The organism is Paenibacillus ihbetae (genome assembly GCF_002741055.1).
GTDB classification, from domain to species: domain Bacteria; phylum Bacillota; class Bacilli; order Paenibacillales; family Paenibacillaceae; genus Paenibacillus_AQ; species Paenibacillus_AQ ihbetae.
Map to the genome: position 1 here is coordinate 899,199 of NZ_CP016809.1, position 21,564 is coordinate 920,762.

General features: G+C 52.5%; 26 protein-coding genes. 1 reads left to right on the forward strand and 25 read right to left on the reverse strand.

Annotated elements, in window-relative coordinates:
* Positions 1-58: 58 nt before the first annotated feature.
* From BBD41_RS04125 to BBD41_RS04165, 9 genes are all read right to left on the reverse strand, one after another.
* Positions 59-859 carry a CheR family methyltransferase gene (locus BBD41_RS04125; protein WP_099476805.1) on the reverse strand — a complete coding sequence of 267 codons (801 nt, stop codon included), beginning with the start codon at positions 857-859 and terminating at the stop codon, positions 59-61.
* Between the two features lie 54 nt (positions 860-913).
* Positions 914-1,357 carry a nucleoside-diphosphate kinase gene (ndk, locus tag BBD41_RS04130; RefSeq protein ID WP_077568921.1) on the reverse strand — a complete coding sequence of 148 codons (444 nt, stop codon included), beginning with the start codon at positions 1,355-1,357 and terminating at the stop codon, positions 914-916.
* Positions 1,358-1,466: 109 nt separating this feature from the next.
* Entirely contained in the window at positions 1,467-2,441 is a 975-nt protein-coding gene (locus tag BBD41_RS04135; protein ID WP_077565430.1) for a polyprenyl synthetase family protein, read from the reverse strand.
* Positions 2,438-3,301 (reverse strand): menaquinone biosynthesis protein, encoded by an 864-nt coding sequence (locus BBD41_RS04140; RefSeq protein WP_077565429.1) that lies wholly within the window; start codon positions 3,299-3,301, stop codon positions 2,438-2,440. Before BBD41_RS04140 ends, BBD41_RS04135 begins: the two co-directional genes overlap by 4 nt.
* Position 3,302: 1 nt before the next feature.
* A complete protein-coding gene (locus BBD41_RS04145; RefSeq protein WP_077565428.1) occupies positions 3,303-3,905 on the reverse strand; it encodes a UbiX family flavin prenyltransferase in 603 nt (200 codons plus the stop codon).
* On the reverse strand, positions 3,905-4,777 hold the full coding sequence (locus tag BBD41_RS04150) for a UbiA-like polyprenyltransferase (RefSeq protein ID WP_077565427.1): 873 nt from the start codon (positions 4,775-4,777) through the stop codon (positions 3,905-3,907). The genes BBD41_RS04145 and BBD41_RS04150 overlap by 1 nt, the downstream gene beginning before the upstream one ends.
* On the reverse strand, positions 4,770-5,531 hold the full coding sequence (locus BBD41_RS04155) for a demethylmenaquinone methyltransferase (protein WP_237087010.1): 762 nt from the start codon (positions 5,529-5,531) through the stop codon (positions 4,770-4,772). The genes BBD41_RS04150 and BBD41_RS04155 overlap by 8 nt, the downstream gene beginning before the upstream one ends.
* Before the next feature lie 4 nt (positions 5,532-5,535).
* On the reverse strand, positions 5,536-6,396 hold the full coding sequence (locus tag BBD41_RS04160) for a heptaprenyl diphosphate synthase component 1 (RefSeq protein ID WP_077565426.1): 861 nt from the start codon (positions 6,394-6,396) through the stop codon (positions 5,536-5,538).
* A 110-nt stretch (positions 6,397-6,506) separates the two neighbouring features.
* Positions 6,507-7,049 (reverse strand): hypothetical protein, encoded by a 543-nt coding sequence (locus BBD41_RS04165; RefSeq protein WP_077565425.1) that lies wholly within the window; start codon positions 7,047-7,049, stop codon positions 6,507-6,509.
* A 198-nt stretch (positions 7,050-7,247) separates the two neighbouring features.
* On the opposite strand from BBD41_RS04165, the gene BBD41_RS04170 reads away from it, so the two are divergent.
* Positions 7,248-8,608 (forward strand): IS1182 family transposase gene (locus BBD41_RS04170; protein ID WP_099476806.1). Its coding sequence is split into 2 segments (ribosomal slippage): positions 7,248-7,815 and positions 7,815-8,608, totalling 1,362 coding nucleotides; the frame shifts between segments, so codons are not numbered across the junction.
* A 192-nt stretch (positions 8,609-8,800) separates the two neighbouring features.
* On the opposite strand, the gene mtrB is transcribed toward BBD41_RS04170, so the two are convergent.
* The 16 genes from mtrB to BBD41_RS04250 form a co-directional block, all read right to left on the reverse strand.
* Positions 8,801-9,025 (reverse strand): trp RNA-binding attenuation protein MtrB, encoded by a 225-nt coding sequence (mtrB, locus tag BBD41_RS04175; protein ID WP_077565424.1) that lies wholly within the window; start codon positions 9,023-9,025, stop codon positions 8,801-8,803.
* Positions 9,026-9,110: 85 nt separating this feature from the next.
* Positions 9,111-9,383 (reverse strand): HU family DNA-binding protein, encoded by a 273-nt coding sequence (locus BBD41_RS04180; protein WP_007129815.1) that lies wholly within the window; start codon positions 9,381-9,383, stop codon positions 9,111-9,113.
* A gap of 552 nt (positions 9,384-9,935) precedes the next feature.
* Positions 9,936-11,414, reverse strand: a complete 1,479-nt coding sequence (gene spoIVA, locus BBD41_RS04185) for a stage IV sporulation protein A (RefSeq protein WP_007129814.1) — start codon at positions 11,412-11,414, stop codon at positions 9,936-9,938.
* Between the two features lie 462 nt (positions 11,415-11,876).
* Positions 11,877-12,635, reverse strand: a complete 759-nt coding sequence (locus tag BBD41_RS04190; protein ID WP_397311170.1) for a DUF3939 domain-containing protein — start codon at positions 12,633-12,635, stop codon at positions 11,877-11,879.
* A gap of 18 nt (positions 12,636-12,653) precedes the next feature.
* Positions 12,654-13,013 carry a 2Fe-2S iron-sulfur cluster-binding protein gene (locus BBD41_RS04195; protein WP_077565423.1) on the reverse strand — a complete coding sequence of 120 codons (360 nt, stop codon included), beginning with the start codon at positions 13,011-13,013 and terminating at the stop codon, positions 12,654-12,656.
* A gap of 59 nt (positions 13,014-13,072) precedes the next feature.
* Entirely contained in the window at positions 13,073-13,663 is a 591-nt protein-coding gene (locus BBD41_RS04200) for a hypothetical protein (RefSeq protein WP_077565422.1), read from the reverse strand.
* A gap of 43 nt (positions 13,664-13,706) precedes the next feature.
* Positions 13,707-13,886, reverse strand: a complete 180-nt coding sequence (locus BBD41_RS04205; protein WP_077565421.1) for a DUF2768 family protein — start codon at positions 13,884-13,886, stop codon at positions 13,707-13,709.
* Between the two features lie 144 nt (positions 13,887-14,030).
* Positions 14,031-14,306 (reverse strand): stage VI sporulation protein F, encoded by a 276-nt coding sequence (locus BBD41_RS04210; RefSeq protein ID WP_007129809.1) that lies wholly within the window; start codon positions 14,304-14,306, stop codon positions 14,031-14,033.
* A 64-nt stretch (positions 14,307-14,370) separates the two neighbouring features.
* Positions 14,371-15,411: an NAD(P)H-dependent glycerol-3-phosphate dehydrogenase gene (locus BBD41_RS04215; protein WP_099476807.1), complete on the reverse strand. Its 1,041-nt coding sequence runs from the start codon at positions 15,409-15,411 to the stop codon at positions 14,371-14,373.
* A complete protein-coding gene (gene plsY, locus BBD41_RS04220) occupies positions 15,404-16,033 on the reverse strand; it encodes a glycerol-3-phosphate 1-O-acyltransferase PlsY (protein WP_077565419.1) in 630 nt (209 codons plus the stop codon). The genes BBD41_RS04215 and plsY overlap by 8 nt, the downstream gene beginning before the upstream one ends.
* An 11-nt stretch (positions 16,034-16,044) precedes the next feature.
* Positions 16,045-17,367, reverse strand: coding sequence for a ribosome biogenesis GTPase Der (gene der, locus BBD41_RS04225; RefSeq protein ID WP_077565418.1), 1,323 nt, complete (start codon positions 17,365-17,367; stop codon positions 16,045-16,047).
* Positions 17,368-17,576: 209 nt separating this feature from the next.
* Positions 17,577-18,800 carry a 30S ribosomal protein S1 gene (rpsA, locus tag BBD41_RS04230; RefSeq protein WP_099476808.1) on the reverse strand — a complete coding sequence of 408 codons (1,224 nt, stop codon included), beginning with the start codon at positions 18,798-18,800 and terminating at the stop codon, positions 17,577-17,579.
* 121 nt (positions 18,801-18,921) lie between these two features.
* Positions 18,922-19,512, reverse strand: a complete 591-nt coding sequence (locus BBD41_RS04235) for a lysophospholipid acyltransferase family protein (RefSeq protein ID WP_077565417.1) — start codon at positions 19,510-19,512, stop codon at positions 18,922-18,924.
* Complete coding sequence (cmk, locus tag BBD41_RS04240) at positions 19,509-20,213, reverse strand: (d)CMP kinase (protein ID WP_077565416.1); 705 nt, start codon at positions 20,211-20,213, stop codon at positions 19,509-19,511. Before cmk ends, BBD41_RS04235 begins: the two co-directional genes overlap by 4 nt.
* Before the next feature lie 184 nt (positions 20,214-20,397).
* Positions 20,398-20,628, reverse strand: coding sequence for a DUF5359 family protein (locus tag BBD41_RS04245; protein ID WP_237087011.1), 231 nt, complete (start codon positions 20,626-20,628; stop codon positions 20,398-20,400).
* A gap of 137 nt (positions 20,629-20,765) precedes the next feature.
* Positions 20,766-21,419, reverse strand: a complete 654-nt coding sequence (locus BBD41_RS04250) for a flagellar brake protein (RefSeq protein ID WP_237087012.1) — start codon at positions 21,417-21,419, stop codon at positions 20,766-20,768.
* Between the last annotated feature and the right edge of the window lie 145 nt (positions 21,420-21,564).

The following is a 21,564-nucleotide window of genomic DNA, read 5'->3' on the forward strand; positions in this document are numbered from 1 at the left end:
GGATGGTATCGATCCTGATCCCGGCTGCTCGCTCCGGCGCAGCTTCGCACACAGTGAGCTAGAGCTTCCGGTAAAAAAACGTTTCATTGCTCTCCAAGCCGTATTGGCCCGGATTGAAGATTTGCTCGGTGCTGCCCACAAACAGAAATCCGCCGGGCTTCAGACTTGCCGCAAACTTCATGTACAGCTTATGCTTGGCATCCTCTGTAAAATAAATCATGACATTCCGGCACACGATCAGATCGAAGCCGGTCTCGAACCGGTCCGTCAACAAGTTCTGCTTCTGGAAAACGATCTCCTTCTTCAGACTGTCGCTGAACCGGTACAGGGCGCCTTCTTCCGTGAAATACCGCGAGGCAACCTCCTGCGGCACGTCCTTTAGCGAACGCTCCAGATACATTCCTTCCTTCGCCTTCTGCAGCGCTCCTTCATCGATATCGCTTGCCGTAATGCGCGCCCGGTTCAGCAGCTTCTTCTCCGCCAAAATCATCGCAAGGGTATACGGCTCCTCGCCCGTAGAGCAGGCTGCGCTCCACAGCTTAAGCGTACCCGGGTTCTGCTCGGCGATGGAGGGTAAAATCTTCTCTTTCAAAATTTCCCACCGGTTCGGGTTTCGCCAGAACTCTGATACGTTGATCGTCATCCGGTCCAGAAACTCGTGAAATAGCGGCTTGTCCTTCATCATCGCATCGTAAAATGCCGCAAAGGTCGAGTAGCCCTTCTTGTTGCGCAGCGTCGTCAGCCGCCGTTTCATCTGCGCTTCCTTGTAATCGGCCAGATTGATTCCCGTGCTCCGCTCGATGCTGCGGACAAAGCCGACATAATCCTGGTCCTCCGTCAATAGTCCATGTTCCGTCATGTTATCATCCTGTTACTGTAAATTATTCTGACCTGCTTAGCAATTCCTGTTCGGCTACAGCCAAGGAGCAAGCGTTTTCTCATATTGCACCAGCTCCGACTCATCGAAAAAGTTGGCGATCTCGCGCTGCGCGCTCTCCGGCGAATCCGATCCGTGGATCAGATTATGCGGCGTATGGGAGGCAAAGTCGCCGCGGATCGTACCCGGCTGCGCTTCCTTCACATTCGTTTTGCCGATGACCTGACGGGACAGGGCGATAATGTCATCGCCTTCCCATACCATCGCGAATACCGGTCCCGAAGTAATAAAGCCGACGAGATTATCGTAGAAATCCTTACCTTCATGCTCCGCATAATGGCGCTTTGCCTGCTCGTCCGAAATCTGCAGAAACTTGCCGGCAACCATTTTGAAGCCTTTATCCTCCAAACGGCCGACGATGCGGCCGATCAATCCGCGCTGGACCCCATCCGGCTTAATCATTAAAAAAGTACGTTCCATTGCCCTCATCACTTTCCTCTCCTGCCAGGATATTGAACAATCTTGCCATGCTCATGTGATGTTACATGTGTACCCTTATTTTAACAGAAAGCGTCTCCTGCCGATATGACTAATATGACCGCTTGGTTATAAAATGTGCGATATCCTTCAGCTGTTTTCTCGTCTTGATGTCCGGGAGGTCCGCCAAGGCGTCCAGCGCCTTCGCGATATACCGGTCCGCCAGCGCTTCCGATCTGGCGATCCCGCTGCTCGACGTCACAAGCTTAACGGCTTCGGTAACGTCGCACTGGCCGTTCAGCGCATGGATCCGGTCCAGCTCTTTCAGCAGCGGCTCCCTGCGCTCGGGATCCTCGAGGGCATAGATGACCGGGAGCGTGATATTCCCTTGGCGCATGTCGCTTCCCGGCGGCTTGCCGATCTGCTTCTCGCTGCCGCACAGGTCCAGGAGGTCGTCCTGGATCTGAAAGGCCATTCCGACATTGTAGCCGAACCTGTACAGGCTGGCCGCGATTCTCCGGTCCGCATCGGCGGCCAGCGCTCCGAGCTGGCAGCTGATCGCGATCAGGAGGGAGGTTTTGCGGCGGATACGCAGCAGGTACCTTCTGACATCCTGCGAGACATTAAAGAAATCGCGGATTTGCTCCATCTCGCCGATGGACATCTCAACCATGGCTTTGGCCAGAATTTGATGAATTTCCGGCTGCTTCAGCCGGGTGGTCAAATCCAGCGCCTTGCCGTATATGTAATCGCCGGTGTACATCGCGATCCGATTGTCCCATTTCGCTTTTACCGTCGGCTTCCCCCGGCGCGTGCTGGCATCATCGATCACGTCGTCATGCACCAGAGAAGCGCTGTGAATCAGCTCCAGAGGTACGGCAACATGCTTCAGCTTCTCAATGTCATAGCTGCCGAACTTGCCGCCCATCAGAACGAAAACGGGACGAAGCCGCTTGCCGCCCGCCCGGAGCAGATGCAGCGAGGTCTCCGTCAGTTCCGGACTGTCGCCTTCCACACTGCGGTACAGCTCTTTTTCAATGACATCCATATCTTTTTTAAGAGTTCCGAATATATCAAATCGTTTCATTTCTTCACCCGCACGCTTCGTTTCTCATTCCACAGCTCCGGCACGACGAGATGATCCAGCAGGCCGAGCTCATAAGCGAATTTGAAATATAAGCGAAGTCCTTCCTGTTGTCGTTCATCAAAATCGTAGCACAGGTTCGTAAAATAATGCTGCCAGTAGGCTGCGCTTCCCCCGATCCGGCTGACCGCCTCCTCAACGATCGGGGTCAAATCGCTCAAGCTCCGCCGCTTGCTGTCAAGGAACATATCGGCGATCTCCGCCATGCCTTCCGGATCACGCTCCACGGCGTCCCGGTTCACCGCCCAGACGGCAAACGTCATGCTGCACCCCGTCCAATCCTTCCACCACTGGCCGAGATCCGTTCTGTAATATTCCGTATTGCTCCATGAAGCCCGAATCGCATGATCGCCGATTAAGAGGGCCGCATCCGCTTGAGCCATCATCTCGGTCAGATCCGGCTCGCAGGTGATGTAGGAATAGGAGCCGCCGAGCGATTTTTCCAACAGGATCTTCAATAAGTTGATCGACGTTGCCGACGTATTCGTAAGCGCGACCTTGGCTTCCTTCAGCTCCGGAAGCGGCACCTTCGTAAACAAGAAGATCGAGTTAACCGCCCCGTCCGCGCTGACGGATAAATCCGGCAGAAGCAGCAAGCGATCCGCAACCTCCGCATAGGCGAACGAGGATAATGCGCCGATGTGGATGCTGCCCTCATGCATTCTCCGGTTGAGCTCGGCCGGAACGGCCGCGACCATTTCCGCCTGCGTGCCGAGCGCTGCAGGATCCACATAATGAAACACGGGCCAAGCGTTGGTATAACTGATCTTGCCGATGATGGTTTTGTTGTCTTCCCCCGGCATATTAGTCACCCCATCTTTTATACAAATGATGTTCGATTCTCAAGCTGTCCAGTACTTTGCCCACCATAAAATTCACGATATCATCGAGCGTTTGCGGCCCGAAGTAAAATGCCGGCATCGCCGGAATAATCTTTACGCCGAGCCGGGCCAGCGTCAGCATGTTCTCCAGATGGATCGCATGCAGCGGCGTTTCCCTCGGAACGAGCACGAGCGGACGCCCTTCCTTCATCATGACGTCGGCGGCCCGTCCCATCAAATTGTCGGAAGCCCCGTGGGCCACCGAAGACAAGGTCCCCATGGAGCATGGCATAATGATCATGCCCTCGACCAGATAGGAGCCGCTGGCAATGGTGGCCCCGATATCGGCGATCGGATGATAAACGACCTGTCCCTCATATCCTCCGAAGCGCTCGAGAACGGCAGCCTCCCGGCTTGCCGCTTCAAAGCCCAGCTCCTCTTTCAGCACGCGCCAACCGGCATTCGTGATGACGAGGTGGACGTCATATCCAAGCGAGAGCAGGCTTTCCGTGAGACGCACGCCGTATATGCTTCCGCTTGCGCCCGTAATCCCGACGACCCAGCTTTTTTTCCTCACGGCCTCCATCAAAGGTAACGCACCACCAAATCAATCAGGGTAAAGACGAACAGGACGATGCTCAGCGTGCTGTTCATCGTAAAGAAAGCGGTCTGCAGGCGGCTCATATCGTTCGGCGACAGGATGTAATGCTGGTAAAACAGAATGCCTAGGGCGATGATCATCCCGATCAGATACCACCAGCTGAGCGGCGTTATGAAAAACAACACGATAAAGCCTACGGCAGTGATCACATGAAAGCCGCGGGCGAACCATAGCGCATGCTGCAGCCCGAAGCGGGAAGGGATCGAGTACAGGCCTTCCTTCTCATCGAACTCCTGGTCCTGGCATGCATAGATCACATCGAATCCGGCCGTCCAGAATGCCAGTGCGACATAGAAGAGCAGCGCCTTCCAATCCACCTGGCCCGTAACGGCGACCCAGCCCCCCAGAGGCGCAAGCGCGGTGGTCAAGCCAAGAACGACGTGGCACAGCCATGTAAAACGCTTCGTAAAGGAATAAATAACAAGCAAAAAGATAGCGATCGGCAGCAGCCGGAAAGCGAACGGGTCCAGCTCATAGGTAGCCCAGAAAAAGACGGCGAACGATAAAATGATAAAGATAATGACTTCAAACGGCTTGAGCAGTCCGGCCGGAATGGCCCGTCCTGCAGTCCGCGGGTTTTTCGCGTCAATGTATTGGTCGGTCAGCCGGTTAAGCCCGAACGCGGCGCTTCGCGCACCGAACATGGCCAGAAAAATCCAGCCGATGTCTCCCCAGGAAGGCAGGTGGTCGAACACGACCGCCGATCCCAGAATCGCCCCCATAAATGCGAAAGGCAGAGCAAACAAGGTATGCTCCACTTTGATCATTTCCAGATAAGTCCCAATTTTCTTAAACATTCCGATTCTCCTTGATCCCAATGTGTAAGGCTGCGATGCCACCAGTCAAGGGATAGGCCTGGACCTCCTTAAGTCCGGTCTGACGGAAAGCTTCGGCTAGCTCCTCTCGGCCGGGAAACAGCTTCAGCGAATCGGGCAGCCATTTATACTGCTCATACCGCTTCGCCACCAGTTGTCCCATGCGCGGCAGCAGTTGTTGAAAGTAAAAATAATAAAGTCCTTTGAACGGCTGCCAGGTCGGCTTGGACAATTCGAGGCATACCACCATCCCGCCCGGCTTTACCACTCTTTGCATTTCGCGAAGAACCTGCATATAATCCGGAACGTTCCGGAGCCCGAACCCGATCGTCGCATAATCGAACTGATTGTCCTCGAACGGCAGTTCCATCGCATTGCCTTGCACGAGCCGGATCTGCCCCTCCAGACCGTTTCTGGACACCTTCTCCCGGCCGACCTTCAGCATCCCCTCGCTGAAATCAAGCCCGACTATGTGTCCAGTTTCACTTGCCTGGGCCATGCTAATCGTCCAGTCGCAAGTTCCGCAGCACAAGTCAATTGCGGTGTCGCCCGGGCGCATGTTCATCTTCTTCATCGTAAACCTGCGCCAGGCCTTGTGCCTTCTAAAGCTGAGGATATCATTCATCAGATCGTACTTGCCGGCAATGCTCTCAAATACGGAATGGACATGCTCCTCTTTCGGCGTGCCGCCGTTACGCCGGGAATCCGGCATCATCGTTTGTTTATCCACAGACATCTCCCTATCCTCCCCTTACAACGGACGAAACGGTACCCAGCCGGTGCAGGAACGGCTCGAGCAAGCCGGCGTACGGGCAATCCCCAGACCGTCCCGCAAGCAGCTGCTGCAGGTTCGCCACCGTCTCCCGCAGCTTGTCCAGGATCCGTTCGGCAGCCTTGTATTTCAGGATCAGCTTTTTCCAATCCTTCGGGTCCGCCTTCTTCCCGACCAGCAGCTTGCGCTCCTCTTCGTTTGCCGTTTCGATCAAGTGCCAATAACTGTAGCTCCATCTTCCCGAATCCGGAGAAACGCAGCGCTTCATCTCTTGAACCAGGGTTTCGCACTGCGTGAATTCCTTCAGCAGCGTCCTCCATGTCTCGTGAACCGATTTCTCAAGCAGGGGGGTAAAAGAAAGAAACAGCTGCATATTCAGCTGTACCGTTTGCCGTAAATATTCTTCAGAAGGCACCAGCGTATCTTTCATTTTGCCATACAGGTTCATTTTCATCACATTGACACTGCTTACCGCCCGGCTCAAAAGCGAGATGACCGCGATTTCGCCCTTCTGTGCAAGAAGCTGGTAAAACCGGCTGCTGAAGTAGTCCCCGGCAAGCACCTTTAATTGACGGGAGCGCATCATGGCCTCCCCTTGGTTGCCTTCGGCAACATCGATGCTCTCATGCGTATCAAGACCCATCTGAACCAGCGAGGCGACCAGCGCGTATAATTCTTCGAGTCCGGCAATATTCCTTCCCGAGTCCTTCAAAAATATGTATAGCAAATGAACACGGGCGTCCGGAAAGTCCGGTAGTTCCGTGTGATTCTGGATCATATCATAATTTATATATTTCTCTGCCAGTTCTGGTACGCGATACGGTTTCATCCTCAGCCTCCGTGCACTTGATGTTCTATGGTCTATTGAGCCAACAATCCAATCTATTATAACACATGTTCAGGACACGTACATGCCTGTCACTTACTATTTTAACCGTTTCACGGACGGCTGAATTGCTTCTGCCAAAGATTCGTAAAAGTTAAATTGAGCGAGGCAGCCAAGGATGGCGGCACGTCGCCGTTTCGCAGCCGGCTCAGCGCCTCCGCATAACGCGGCTCCCAGGAATCCCTGTTCATATTGGAAGCCAGCAGCAGATACCGCTTCCCGCCCCAGCGATCGATCGCGATCACTCGCAAATACAGTTGATTCACATTATCCGTGCCTTCGAACGCGAAGGACAGGATGCCGGCGATATCCTCATACACGTCGCCGACCTCCTCCGAGGGGTCGCTTAGTTTGATATCCATCGTCAGCGTGCCGTCATCATAATCCGCCCGGCTTATTCCGAGATGAAGCGGCAGATTCATCAGCGAGTCGACTAATCCGGCATCCGACAGCTCACGGCTGTGATAAGGGACCGCAGCGGTAACCGTCTCGATTTTTTGGCGCGCATGCGATTGGAGCTCCAGCAGGATGACGAGCATCATGAATGCGATCGCGGCCGGCACAAGCACAGCCCGTACAATTTGCCATTGCTTCATGTCCTATACCCCCCTAGCCTTAGTTTCTTCCGCTCCTCTTAAGTCCATACCTCATTGTATAAAGAAAAAAAGCAGGCTATGCCTGCTCAGGCTGTCGAGAAAGTCTCGACAGCTATTTTCTTGTGAATTTAATTCAACACGACACCGCGTTAATGTTGTATAATAATAGTAAATAAACCGTTCGGAAGGGTGTTACATATGTTGCGTTCGAATCGAGAAAAACAGCAGACTTACGAATTTGTTTCGATTGAAGAATTGGTTCCTCAAGATCATCTGCTCCGTAAAGTGGACAAGTATATCGATTTCTCTTTCATCGACGAAAAGGTTCGTCCGCTTTACTGTGCGGATACTGGGCGGCCTGCTATCGACCCTGTCGTGTTATTTAAGATGATTTTCCTCGGTTATTTTTATGGCATCCGTTCCGAACGCCAACTCGAACGTGAAATTCAAACCAACCTTGCTTACCGCTGGTTTTTGGGGTTAGGTTTAACCGACAAAGTGCCGGACCACTCTACGATTAGCTGGAATCGTCGCACGCGCTTTAAAGACACCGAGATTTTTCAGGAGATCTTCGATGAGATTGTGCTTCAAGCTATCCAGCACCGTATGGTGGGCGGACGTGTCTTAGTTACCGACTCAACCCACGTCAAAGCGAATGCGAACAAGCATAAATACACAAAAGAACAGGTTTTGCAAAACACTCGTGATTATGTGAGTGAACTTAATGCGGCCGTAGAGGCTGACCGGAATGCACATGGAAAAAAGCGCTAAAGCCAAGAGAGGACGTGATCGAGGAAAAGGAAGTTAAAGTGAGCACGACAGATCCCGAAAGCGGTTATATGATTCGTGATGGGAAACCGGAAGGATTCTTCTATTTAGACCACCGTACCGTGGACCTGAAATATAATATGATTACGGATGTCCATGTCACCGCCGGAAATGTCCATGATTCTGTACCATATTTGTCCCGTTTGGATCGTCAACAAGAACGATTTGGTTTTAAAGTCGAAGCCGTTGCTCTGGACTCCGGGTACTTGACTTCACCCATCTGCAAAGGGCTGCAAAGCCGAAACATCTTTGCCGTTATTGCTCACCGAAGATTTCACCCGACCCAGGGTTTATTCCCTAAATGGAAGTTCACGTATGATGCGGAGCGCAATCTTTATGTTTGCCCTGCAAAGCACGAATTACCGTACAAGACGACCAACCGTGAGGGATACCGACAGTACGCTTCGGATCCACAGCACTGCAAGAACTGCCCGTTATTAAATGAATGCACGCGGTCTCGCAACCACCGAAAGGTGGTAACTCGTCATGTCTGGGAGGACAGCAAAGAGTGGGTGCGAGGCAACCGGTTGAGTCGATCCGGGAAATATCTCTACCGAAAACGAAAAGAAACGATTGAGCGAAGCTTCGCGGATGCCAAAGAGCTCCATGGGTTTCGCTATTGCCGTTTGCGCGGGCTGCAAAACGTCAGGGAACAGGCCCTGATGACAGCAGCTGTACAGAACATGAAGAAGATGGCGATCCACCTGGATCGCCTGGAAAAACGGGGGTAATCTCCCCGTTTTCACTTTTGAAGTGACCACTTGAAATTGAGAAACCCTGCACTTTAGAAAAAAGTACAGGGTTTCTCGACAATCTGAAAGCAGGCTATGCCTGCTGCAAAATAAATGATAGATGAATGTTCGATATTGCCTGCCTTTAAGCCGCCATCGTTCATAGCCGCTTCCCCGATGGCTTTCCCAAAATCAGCTGCCGGATTCGATCTTTCCGTGCTTCGTCATGATCTCAGCTTTGCCGCGGATCTTCACCGCAGATGTATGATCCGTAAACTGGGCGATGATAACCTCGCCCTTGTCCAGCTTCTCGGTATGATGAAACCGCGTGTCCTGACCGCGTGTAAGGCCGATCACCTGTACGCCGTGATCCAGCGCCTTGATTACGAAATAATCGCCGTTTTGAACGTTCTCCATTCCACAGACCTCCTCACCGTCAATCTAAAAGAAAAGGCCGTGAACGAATTCACGACCTGTGCTCTTAGGTAATATGTAGAAATCTTTATTTGATTCCGTCTTTGAGCGCTTTACCAGGTTTAAATGCAGGAATTTTGCTCGCAGGGATTTCGATTTCTTCACCTGTTTGCGGGTTGCGGCCTTTCCGTGCGGAACGCTCGCGAACCTCGAAGTTGCCGAAACCAACCAATTGAACTTTATCCCCGTTTTGCAGTGCTTCGGAAATTGCATCGAAAACGGCATCAACCGCTTTAGTCGCATCTTTCTTGGAAAGCTCAGCAGATTCAGCTACTTGAGTAATCAGATCCGATTTATTCATTCTTTCACCTCCCTAACAAGGAATGTGCTCCACTTGCTATACACTGTTTCCGTTTTACCGCAAATTATACGTGCAATCGGGTATTTTCCCCTATTTCGCGCTTCGAATGCATGACGCGGAACAAATTTATAGTAATACAGCCATCTCATAATTTCAAGCGTTTTGCTTTAGCAGACCGATGAAAACACGAAAAACAGCCGCTAATCGGGACTTTTGGCCCGCTAGCGGCTGTGTTTTCAACACTAAATTGGCGCTCACTTACAATGCGTGTTCAAAAAGTCGAATTTTCAGCACCGAGGCTTATGCTTCCGAAGTGCGTTTTTTCAAAACGCTTTAGGTTTGATAAAGCAAGGGACTGAGGAGCGGAGCTACACGTTTTCGCAGAAAACGTCTTCGAAAGCATCTGCTGTTCTGGGTACGTGAGCACCTGAAATGTTTCCGCAGGAAACATACTTCAGAAGCATAATCTTAGGCCCGGCTAAATTCAAGATTCGATGCCGAATTACTTCTTGACTCACTTCGTGATCAAAAGGCGACTTTTTGAACTTCCTCTTAAAGAATGATTGCGATCAGACCGCCGGAGCCCTCGTTAATAATACGTCCCAGCGTTTCCTGAAGCTTGTATCTGGCATTGTCCGGCATCATCGCGATTTTGCCCTGGATGCCTTCCCGGACGATGGAATGGAGGGATCGGCCGAAAATATCGGACTCCCAAATCTTGATCGGATCGTTCTCGAAGTCCTGCATCAGATAGCGGACAAGCTCCTCGCTCTGCTTCTCGGTGCCGATAATCGGCGAGAACTCCGATTCGACATCGACGCGGATCATATGGATGGACGGTGCGGTCGCTTTGAGGCGGACCCCGAAGCGGGTGCCTTGACGGATCAGCTCCGGCTCATCCAGCGCCATTTCGGCAAGGGAAGGCGCCGCAATGCCGTATCCGGTCGTCTTCACCATCTCAAGCGCCTCTGCGAACCGGTCATACTCGCGCTTCGCATGGGAGAATTCCTGCATCAGCTGCAGCAGGTGATCTTTGCCGCGGATTTCGACCCCGACGACCTCCATCAAAATCCGGTCGTACAATTCGTCCGGCGCGAAGAGATCAATCTCGGCCACGCCCTGCCCCATATTCATGCCGCTCAGTCCGGCGCGGTCGATAAAGTCATATTCCATGAACTGGCTTACAACCCGGTCGACATCGCGCAGACGGCGGATATCCTTCACGGTATCCCTTACCGAGTTCTCGTAGTTGCTGCGCAGCCAGTGGTTCTCGTTCAGCACCATGACCCAGCTCGGCAAGTTTACGTTGACTTCATGAACCGGGAATTCATACAATACTTCACGCAGAACCCCGGTAACATCATCCTCGGTCATCGTGGCCGCGCTGAGCGTCATGACCGGAATATCATATTTCTCGGCCAGCTCGTTCCGCAGCTGCAGTGCCTCCTCGCTTCGAGGGCGGGTGGAGTTGATGACGACAACGAACGGCTTTCCGACTTCCTTGAGCTCTTCAATGACTCGCTCTTCCGCCTCAACATAGGAGCTGCGCGGAATTTCCGCGATGCTTCCGTCGGTCGTAACGACAACGCCGAGCGTGGAATGCTCTTGGATGACCTTGCGGGTTCCGATTTCGGCCGCCTCCTGGAACGGAATCGGCTCCTCGAACCATGGCGTGGAGATCATTCGCGGACCGTTTTCATCCTCATAGCCCTTGGCCCCTTCCACGGCATACCCGACGCAGTCTACCAGTCTTACGTTGACCTCAAGCCCTTCCGTAACTTTAATCTGCACCGCGTTGTTCGGTACAAATTTTGGTTCGGTGGTCATGATCGTTTTTCCTGCAGCGCTTTGAGGCAGCTCATCGACAGCTCTTACCCGATCCGCCTCGTTCGTAATGTTCGGGAGCACAACCGTCTCCATAAAACGCTTGATGAAGGTTGATTTTCCCGTACGGACGGCCCCGACGACACCTAAATAAATGTCCCCTCCGGTCCGTTCGGCAATGTCCTTAAAAATGTCCACTTTTTCCAAAAGAGATCCCCTCCTCAAATTACTCCGAAGGAAAAATGCTTTAAGAGCATCCGCTTCGTGTTCCACTCACAGCCAAAGCCATTGCAACAGATGAGCAGCTTTCACCTTTGTCGCCAGCAGTCCGCCGCCGAAGATTCCATGGTTTTTATGGATGGAAACGGCAAAGCGGCGTAACTCGTACATGCATTTGGACTAGTAACATCTTATGTACCGGGTCTAAAAATATGACGGTTGCCCACGATGTCTCCGTCCTTTTTTTTTGCTTTGATAGATACTAATCTTAACGCGATCATGCTATGGGCAACCGGCATCATGCCCGCACGACTCTTTCAGATTATGTGTATGTCGGGACGCTGATAGATATTCCAATAGATTGGCAATATGGATCAACTTTTTGATCGATAGAAAAAAGAGCACTCCCCGGTAGGATAACCTACGAAGGGAATGCTCTTATGGAATTATTCAAGATACCGGCTGGGCAACCGGCTGTTGATTGATCCAGGCGTACGGCACGGATTTTACCGGAACGAAATAGGACTCCTTCTCCAGGAATACCCTTAAGTCCTCGCCTTCCTTGGGCTCTGAGCCATCCTTCTGGACGGCCTGCATGATATCGAAGGCATAATCGGCATACACCTTGCCTGCCTCATCCATAATGAAGGTCATCTCCTGGCCGGAGAAGACGCTCATCAGCTTCAGCGATTTGGCATCGGTCTTGGACAGGTCCACTGCCGTATAACCGGGATACAGCGTCTCCCCCGCCGGCAGGGCACCATCATTGCCCATTTTGTACAAATTGACGGCACGCTGTACATCGTTGACCGCTTGAACGGTTGTCAGGTCCATCACCTTGACGGTCGGATCGCTCTCTTCATTAATGATCAGGAAATAGCCGGTCCCGCCTTTTTCAAAAGCGGTTGCCGGGATTTGATCGATATAGCCGCGGTTCTTCAGCAGTTCCAGGTCCACGCGGTACTTCTCATAACGAGGCACCTCAGGTCCTGCCGTAATGATAGGCAGCACCCCTTGCTCCTTAAAGTAATCATCTACGGCGGATTGAATCCGCTTAACACTCTCTCTGTATGAAACTTTATTCTCGCCCGCTCCCTCGTCAGGGTACAGGCATCCGGTCATCAGCAATGAGAACAACACCAGGACCAGGGCTGCCCAAAGAGGCTTTGCGCTTCCTGCAGCAGGAATCATCCGATGGATCCTATTCAAATCAACATCATCCTTCGCTTAAATAAAGTCATCCGCATCCCGGTTTCGTGCGGCCTCCAGCTGTTTGCGGATCGCCGCCTTCAGCGGGTCCTCGGGAATGCTTACCTGCAAGCCTCCCGTAATCTTCGTCTGGCAGGACAGCCGGTACCCCTGCTCCAGCAGAGCGGAGCCCAGCTTCCTCCGCTCCTTGTCCTCCGGGGGCAGGCAGGACTCGCGCTGTCCCTCCGGTATGATCACCTTGCACATCAAACAGCCGGCCTTGCCGCCGCAGCGGGTCGGGATGCGCACACCGGCCCGGCGGGAGGCGTCCAGGACGTTCGTCAAGGGACGGACCCTGACCTTTTTGCCATCCGGCTGAAACAGCACCTCGTAATCCAATGGCTGTTGCACTCCTCTCCTGCCTTGTATGTATGGTTCGTGCAGAGCACCATCGGCACTCAAATCAAATGGTCAAGCAGACCGCTCAAGATTAAGCGATGCTGCGCGTTGAGCTTATTCCGGATTAAGATCTGCGAGAGCAGCGGAAGATGCTCATCCGGCCTGAGCAGGATGGTTTCGGCAATCGCTTCATACCGGTCCGGCCTGTCTCGAAGCACATTGAATACCAATTCATGCGCCAGCGGCATTAAGCGGACCGCCGCGCCCTGAATTCGATGCTCCGGAGCGGCATGATGCAGCAGCGGGCCGATCTCCACGCGATATTCGGATCCCCCCGTCATGACGATAAAGCCACCCACCAGCTCGATGGATACACCGTGCTGACCATAGTGGCTCAGTATGGAGGCATATATGCCCTCCTGATCCAGATGAGGGGAATCCTCCGCCCAATCGGCAAGCGAGGCATGCAGCTTACGGACGCTTTCCGCATCCGCATAAATATCAATATCTCTAGGCGGCTTGTCCAGCTGTACGCCTTGAAGAAGCAAGCTGCAGCTTCCTCCGAGCAGCCACGGCTGACCCGTAGGGTTCAGCTTGCAGACGGTCTCGAACAGCAGTCTCTCAAGCACTGGCACATCACTCAGCTTCATTCTGCACCCCTTTTTACCATCTTCCGCGCGATCCTTCCCCATGTTAAATGATCGAGGCCAGTCCAAGGATGAAGCCCACGATCATCATCATAAAGGCGACGAACGACAGACCTCCGCGGATAAACCCTTTGGTCTTGCTTCGCGCAAGCGTAACAACGATGACGGACAGAGCCATAATCAACAATGCGACAAGGGACAGCCACATCTTTTGCATCGGATCCATGTCACGAAACTCTCCATTCTCTCATGTAATATCAACCTATTATACCATGAAAACCGCATCCGCTCATCCAAGCCCTGCCCGAAAAAAACAAAAGCCGCGCCCGGGAACGGGCGCGGCTTTAGCGCCAAATACGCTAGGCCTAACCTATTTGTTCATCATCATTTTCATCAAGGCTTCCATATTGCTCGGATTCATCCCGCTCTTCTTGACAGCAGCAATGATTTCCTGAACCGTATCTTCACTGACAGGTATGTTCGCCATGGACGATACCTGCTTGATCAGCTGACGGAGCTGGGCTTCATTTTGCATGGTAGACGGTTTTACCGTGCTAGCCAGCTTGTTGACTGCCCCTGCAGAAATTTTTTTGCCGCTTTTCTTGTTGATTGCGTTCAGTACATCCTTGTGAAAGCTTTTGCTCATTTCCACCCCTCCTCCGGGCATCCTCAACTTAATATATGAGGAAGTCCTCGGATTGGTGAATAAGCTAGGTATGCCACTGCTCCCAAGTTTCGAGCGGCATCATCTCCATCTCGGTCTTCGGCCCGCGTCCCATGAGCCCCTCTACAGCGCTTCGGGGGTCGCGGTTTTCAAACAGCACGTGATATAACTGGTCCGCGATCGGCATCTGGACGCCGTACTTCTGTGAGATGGTGTAGGCAGCCTTGGTCGTTCGAACGCCTTCCACAACCATCCCCATCGAGCTCAACACCTCATCGAGGCTCTTGCCCTGTCCCAGCATGGAGCCTGCGCGCCAGTTCCGGCTGTGGCGGCTCGTTGCGGTTACGACGAGATCGCCGATTCCTGCAAGACCGGCAAAGGTTAGCGGGTTCGCCCCCATCTCCATGCCGACGCGCAGAATCTCCGCAATGCCTCTCGTAATCAGCGCCGCCTTCGCATTATCGCCGAAGCCGAGGCCATCGGACATGCCCGCCCCGAGCGCGATAATGTTCTTTAAGGCACCGGCCAGCTCAACGCCCAGCATATCCCGGTTCGTGTATACCCTGAAATAGGTATTCATAAATAGGTCTTGGGCGGCTTCGGCCGCGCTCGCATCCGCGGAAGCCACGACCACGGTCGTCGGACACCGTCTTACCACCTCTTCCGCGTGGCTCGGTCCCGATAACACCACGATCCGCCCTTCCTCACAGCCGAGCTCCTCGGCAATTACCGTTGACATCCGCTTTAACGAATCGAGCTCAAAGCCCTTCGTTGCATGAATGACGAGTTTCTCATCATTCCAGTGCTCCTTGAGCTGCCCGGCAACCTCACGCATGGCGGAGGATGGAGCAACGATCACGACGGCTGCTGCCGATTCAACGGCGGCCTTCATATCGGTAGTCGCTTGTATATTGGAAGGGAGCGTGATCCCTGGCAGATAACGGCTGTTGGTGTGCGATTCATTAATCTCCCGGGCCTGCTCCTCCGTTCTGGTCCAAACCCATACTTCCCGGTTGTTGGAAGCGAGAACGCTTGCCAGCGCTGTTCCCCAGCTTCCAGCAACGAGAACGGCCACTTTATCAGACAACGCGCTTTCCTCCTTTATCCTTGCCTTTACCGCCGGAGCCGAGCTTGTTTTCGCGGCCCTGTACGATCTTTACAATGTTGCTGCGGTGCCGCCAGAAGGCGAACACGCATATGATCAGACTGGTCCAAAATACCGGCCAAGGATACCCGGCAATCAGCAAAAATATCGGTGTAAGCACGACGAAAATAAGAGACCCCAATGAAACGTACCGGGTAAATACAATGGACGTAATCGCGATGATGCCCGCATAGAGCGCGGGCAGGAAGCACAGCGTTGCGAGTACGCCGATCGCCGTGGCGATGCCTTTGCCCCCGCGGAAGCGGAAATATAGCGGCCAATTATGGCCAACGATCGCTGCAATGCCGCAAAGTCCCGGAAGCCATTCGTTGTCTCCCCCCAGCCACCGGCCAATCCATACGGCTGCGATGCCTTTGAGAACGTCGAGTGCAAGCACCATGATTGCAGGTCCTTTTCCAAGGACACGAAGGGTATTGGTTGCCCCCGCATTGCCGCTGCCGTGCTGCCGTATGTCGATTCCTTTGAGAAACTTGGCAAACAGCACGCTAAAGCTCACCGAACCCAATAAGTAACATACAAGTATCGCTACGATCTCCAGAACCAAGCTATTCTCCCCTAACTCTCATCAGACTTTCTTCGTGTAAATATCCTGATGGGCGTACCTTCAAAATTAAATGCGGCCCGGATCTTGTTCTCCAGATATCGCTCATAAGAGAAGTGCATCAGTTCCGGGTCATTAACGAATACAACCATCGTCGGCGGCTTGACCGCTACCTGTGTTGAATAGTTAATGCGCAATCTTCTGCCTTTGTCTGTTGGAGGCGGGTTGATCGCAATCGCATCGGAGATGACGTCATTCAATAGATGCGTCTGCACGCGCAGCGAGTGCTGCTCTGCCACATGCTTGACTACCGGCAGCAGCTTGTGCAGCCGCTGTTTGGTTTTGGCCGACAGGAAAACGATCGGCGCATAGGTCATGAACAGGAAATGGTCCCGGATCTTGCGCTCGAACTGCTGCATCGTTTTGTCATCCTTCTCGACGACATCCCATTTGTTGACGACGAACAAAGAAGCCTTCCCGGCTTCGTACGCATAGCCGGCAATATGCTTGTCCTGCTCGATAATGCCCTCTTCGCCGTTAATCAGCACCAGTACGACATCCGCACGCTCAATGGCGCGCATCGCGCGCATGACGCTGTATTTCTCCGTCGTCTCGTACACCTTGCCGCGTTTGCGCATGCCGGCCGTATCGATCAGCACATAACGCTGACCGTCCTTCTCGAACGGAGTATCGATCGCATCGCGGGTAGTGCCGGCGATATCGCTGACGATGACCCGTTCTTCGCCAAGAATGGCGTTGACAAGCGATGATTTGCCGACGTTCGGACGACCGATCAGCGCCACGCGGATCACATCCTCATCATAGTCGTCGTCCGCCAGATCCGGCAGGTTCTCAACGACCACATCCAGCAAATCTCCGATTCCGGTGCCGTGGCTTCCGGATATGCCTACCGGATCGCCGAAGCCCAGGGAATAGAATTCGTAAATATCTTCAGCGCGCTTCAAATTATCCACTTTATTCACTGCGAGAATGACCGGTTTGCCCGACCGGAACAGAATCTGTGCCACTTCCTCGTCAGATTGCGTTACACCGGTCTTTGCGTCGCACATAAAAATAATAACGTCTGCTTCCTCGATAGCCAGCTCAGCCTGCATCCGGATCGACTTTAAGATCATGTCGTCTCCGTCGATTTCGATGCCTCCGGTATCAATGACGCTGAACGCCTTGCCGTTCCATTCGGCGCTTCCGTAAATCCGGTCCCGGGTGATGCCCGGTTTATCTTCAACAATGGCCAACCGGTCGCCGATCAGCCTGTTAAAAATCGTTGATTTGCCAACATTTGGCCTTCCGACAATGGCCACTACGGGTCTTGCCATATTCACTCCTCCTGTCAATTCTTACGATTATCATCATAGCAAAAATCGTTTCAATTGGCTAACCTTTCATATCATTTCTATTATGCTCTTCCCCATGTTACAACATCCGTTCGCATTCGTCCCTAACAAAAACAAACGGCGAACCCAGAAATGTGGGTTCGCCGACTCGTTATGACAGGTCATTAGACCGTACATGACAATTTTCGGGCTTACTTGAATTTGCTCAGCTTATCGCCAAAGCGCTCTCCAAGCGTTACGCTCATACCCTGATTGTTCAAAGAAACGTTCGGGTTGTCTTTCAGGTCGATTTTAGGACCTTTGGACGGTTTTTCTGCTCTAGGAGCCTGCGCCGGCGCTTCTTCTGTTTCTTTAATGCTCAAGCTTACACGCTGCTCGGAAGGATTGATGTCAAGAACTTTAACTTGAACTTCCTGTCCTTCTTTCAGCACTTCTTGCGGAGTGCCGATGTGCTTGTGCGAGATTTGAGAGATATGAACCAGGCCTTCTACGCCAGGAGCCAATTCAACGAATGCGCCAAAGCTCACAAGACGTTTAACCACGCCTGTAACGATGTCGCCGGTGTGGAATTGCTCGCCTGCAGTTTCCCATGGTCCTGGCCCCGCTGCCTTGATGCTGAGGCTGATTTTTCCTTTTTCAGGATCAACCTTAAGCACCTTCACGCGAACCTGATCTCCTTCGGACAATACGTCGGAAGGCTTATCCACGTGATTCCAAGCGATTTCGGATACGTGAACCAGTCCGTCAACGCCGCCTACGTCAACGAATGCGCCGAATTGGGTCAGACGCTGTACCGTGCCCTCGAGCACTTGACCTTCTTTAAGCTCGGCCATTACCTTCTGCTTGTTGGCTTCGAATTCCTCTTCCAAAACGTCCTTCTGGGAAAGGATGACCTTGTTGTTCTCACGGTCAAGCTCCTTCACTTTTACGCGAAGCGTGCGGCCTTTGTAGTCGCTGAAATCCTCTACAAAGTGACGCTCTACCATGGAAGCAGGGATAAAGCCGCGTGCGCCAACGTCAGCTACAAGACCGCCTTTAACGACGTCTGCAACAGTCACTTCGAACACGTCTTGTGCTTCGAAATGCTTCTCCAGCTCATCCCAAGCGTTCTCGGAGTCGATTGCGCGCTTGGACAGAACAAGGCTTTCCTTGTCGTCATTGATGCTCACAACCTTGCACTCAACCTCTTGGCCAACCTGAACCGCATCGGATGCGTTGTCCAGCTGGACAGAAGACAGTTCGCGAACAGGAATTACGCCGTCGTATTTATATCCAATGCTTACATAAGCCTGGTTGTCCTCCAATTTGACGATCGTCCCTTTCACGGTGTCCCCTTTTTTCAAGGATACGATTTGGTCGAGCTGCTCCTGGCTTTGCATTTCAGCAGACTCTTGGTTTCTTGTTTCTTCCGACATGTCAAATAACCTCCTCAATTCAAACCCCATTTATTTAAACTCGCATAGGCGAAGTTCAAAACATAAATTGTTGTAGTATCTTTCCATGAAAACACCGCTTTTTATGCATCAAACCGATTGATCAGTTGACGGTCGGCTTACCGGTTGCCCGCATTTCATGGATTTTGCTCATAATGATCTCGGTTGCCGCATCGAGTGCTTCGGGCGACTTGTCGCCTTCGAAACGGGATAAGTCTACAGGCGCTCCGTAAATGATCTTAACCTTCCGAAACAGCTTATAGTCACCGATGATCGCCGCCGGGATTACCGTCGCTCCGCTCCGGAGCGCAAAGCTTGCCGCCCCCCGCTTCGCTGCGGTTGCATCCGAATTCCGGGTCCCCTCCGGGAAAATCCCCATCACTTCTCCCTGACGCAGAATGGTCAGTGCGGTCTTGATCGATTCTTTGCTGACGCCGCCCCGCTTTACCGGAAATGCGCCAAGCTTGTCAATCAGCCATCCGAATACCGGAATTTTGAACAGCTCCGCTTTCGCCATAAATTTAACCTGGCGCTTCACGTGAATGCCGACCGAAATCGGGTCTCGCACGCTGAGATGATTGCTGCAGATCAGTACGCCGCCCTCGGAAGGGATATTATGTACGCCGACAGACTCAAACCGGTACAGAATAGCGAACAAACCGCGGACCACCGCTCTGCAAAAAACGTAAATCATGCCTTCCTCTCCCCATCCAATACAGTTTCGCAATATGAAAGAATCGCTTCGACCACCTGGTTGATATCCATTTGCGTCGTATCCAGAACGATGGCATCCTCCGCGCATCTCAGCGGCGATACTTCACGCTCCGCATCGAGACGGTCGCGTTCTGCGATATCATGTTCCAGCTGTTCCAGCGTAATGCTCTCGTCGCGAAGCTCATTGAACCGGCGAAGCGCCCGCTCCTTGACGCTGGCTGTCATGAAGATCTTGAGCTCAGCGTCCGGCAGAACCGTAGTGCCGATGTCGCGTCCGTCCATGACGACGCCTTTTTGTGTCGCCATTTGCTGCTGCAGGTGGACAAGCTTGGTTCGCAAGCCTTCGATCCGCGCATACTTGGAAACGGATGCACTCACCTGATGCAGGCGGATAAACGGTGTGACATCTTCCCCATTCAACAACACCATTTGGCCTGTTTCATGCGGTTTTAATTCAATCACCATGTTTTGCGCATGTTGAAGCACTTTTTCGTGATTTTCTGCATCAATTCCTTGATTTAGCATAAACCAAGTCACCGCCCGGTACATGGCGCCGGTATCCACATAGATGTATTGCAGCCTGCTGGCCACCATACGCGCTACTGTGCTTTTACCCGCCCCTGCAGGACCGTCGATGGCAATATTGATTCTGTCCTGGTAACCTGTCCCCTGCATAACCAACGGGGCATTCCTCCTCAAACGTACGTCTCCAGCCCATCCGCCGCCTCTAGCATTGCATTCCTGCGTATGATATGACAGATGATTGTAGAGAAAATAAGATAAGAAAGTGCAAGATTAGACTTATACCCTCTTAACCTTCAAGAAAAAAGCAGGCGCCTGCCTGCGACGTGAAAATTATACCACACTAGCTGGAGTGATGCAAAAGAGAAGGGGTGTTTCCCCCCATCCAATCGTTGACATTTTGCTCGTTTACGGGGACTCCCTCCATCTGCTGAACCGGCGAAATATAGGGCCTGGCAGGCTCGTAATGCAGCAGCAGCTGGATGATGACCATTGCCGCCGCGAGACCGATCAGCACGCGCAGGAGCAGCCTTCCGGCCAGCGCTTCCATGGCTTGTCCCATTGAATCATGCACCTCGCCGGTCTCCCGTTCGCGCTGCCCCGTTATCGATTCGTTTCGCTCCTCAATAATGACACAACCTTCCTTCCACCATGAAATTTCCGGTAGTGTGCCACAGCCCGGCGTAAATTATGCATCCGCGGGGCAAGGAATTATCGGTTTCGAAAATCGAACTGTCTTTCAAAGCAATACCGGATCAGCTTTTGGCGCTCCATATCCGAAATCTGATTGAATTTCATCATCACGATGCTTCGGCCCATGGGAAGCTCCTTCAGCCGGACGACCTCGCCTTCGAACGGAATATGCTCAACCGATCCGTTTTTAAAGGGAACCAGCATCCAGCAATCCAGAAGATCCCCTTCTTTAAGCGTCTGGCCCGGCTCCAAATACAGCGAGATACCGCCGCCGCCAACATCCTCGGTCTTGGTTAAAAACCGGGTTCCGTCCTTTGCCTTCACGGCTGCTTCCAGCTCGGCCTGTACCCTAAGGAAGCCCCTTCGCTGCACCTTCGTAATCTGGTCGGACTCCGGCTTCTTGATCCGAACCAGCTTGATGACGTCCTCATGGTGGCTCAGCACGTAGGAATTAAAATAATTTTTCACTCCGCCCTCGGTCAGAAAGTAAGCGGATATCTCATCGCCGATATACAGCTTCTTCAGTCTCCCTGTCCCTTCTTGAAGGGGAACCTCCATATAAATCGATTCGTCATCCATGTCGGAAATGCGGGATTTATACAAAATATCTGCTTCTTTCTGATCCCCCGTATCGAGCTGGATATAGAGGACCTCATTGATCTTCGGATACAAAGCGCTCACCTACAATTTCTTCATAATCAATAATTTCCATTATATCACGGGGGCAGGCGGGCTGTACGGATAATTCGCTCGTTTTTCACGGCAGTATGACCGGGCCTAATCCTTATGATGTCGGCAATCCTATCAAAAAAGCCGC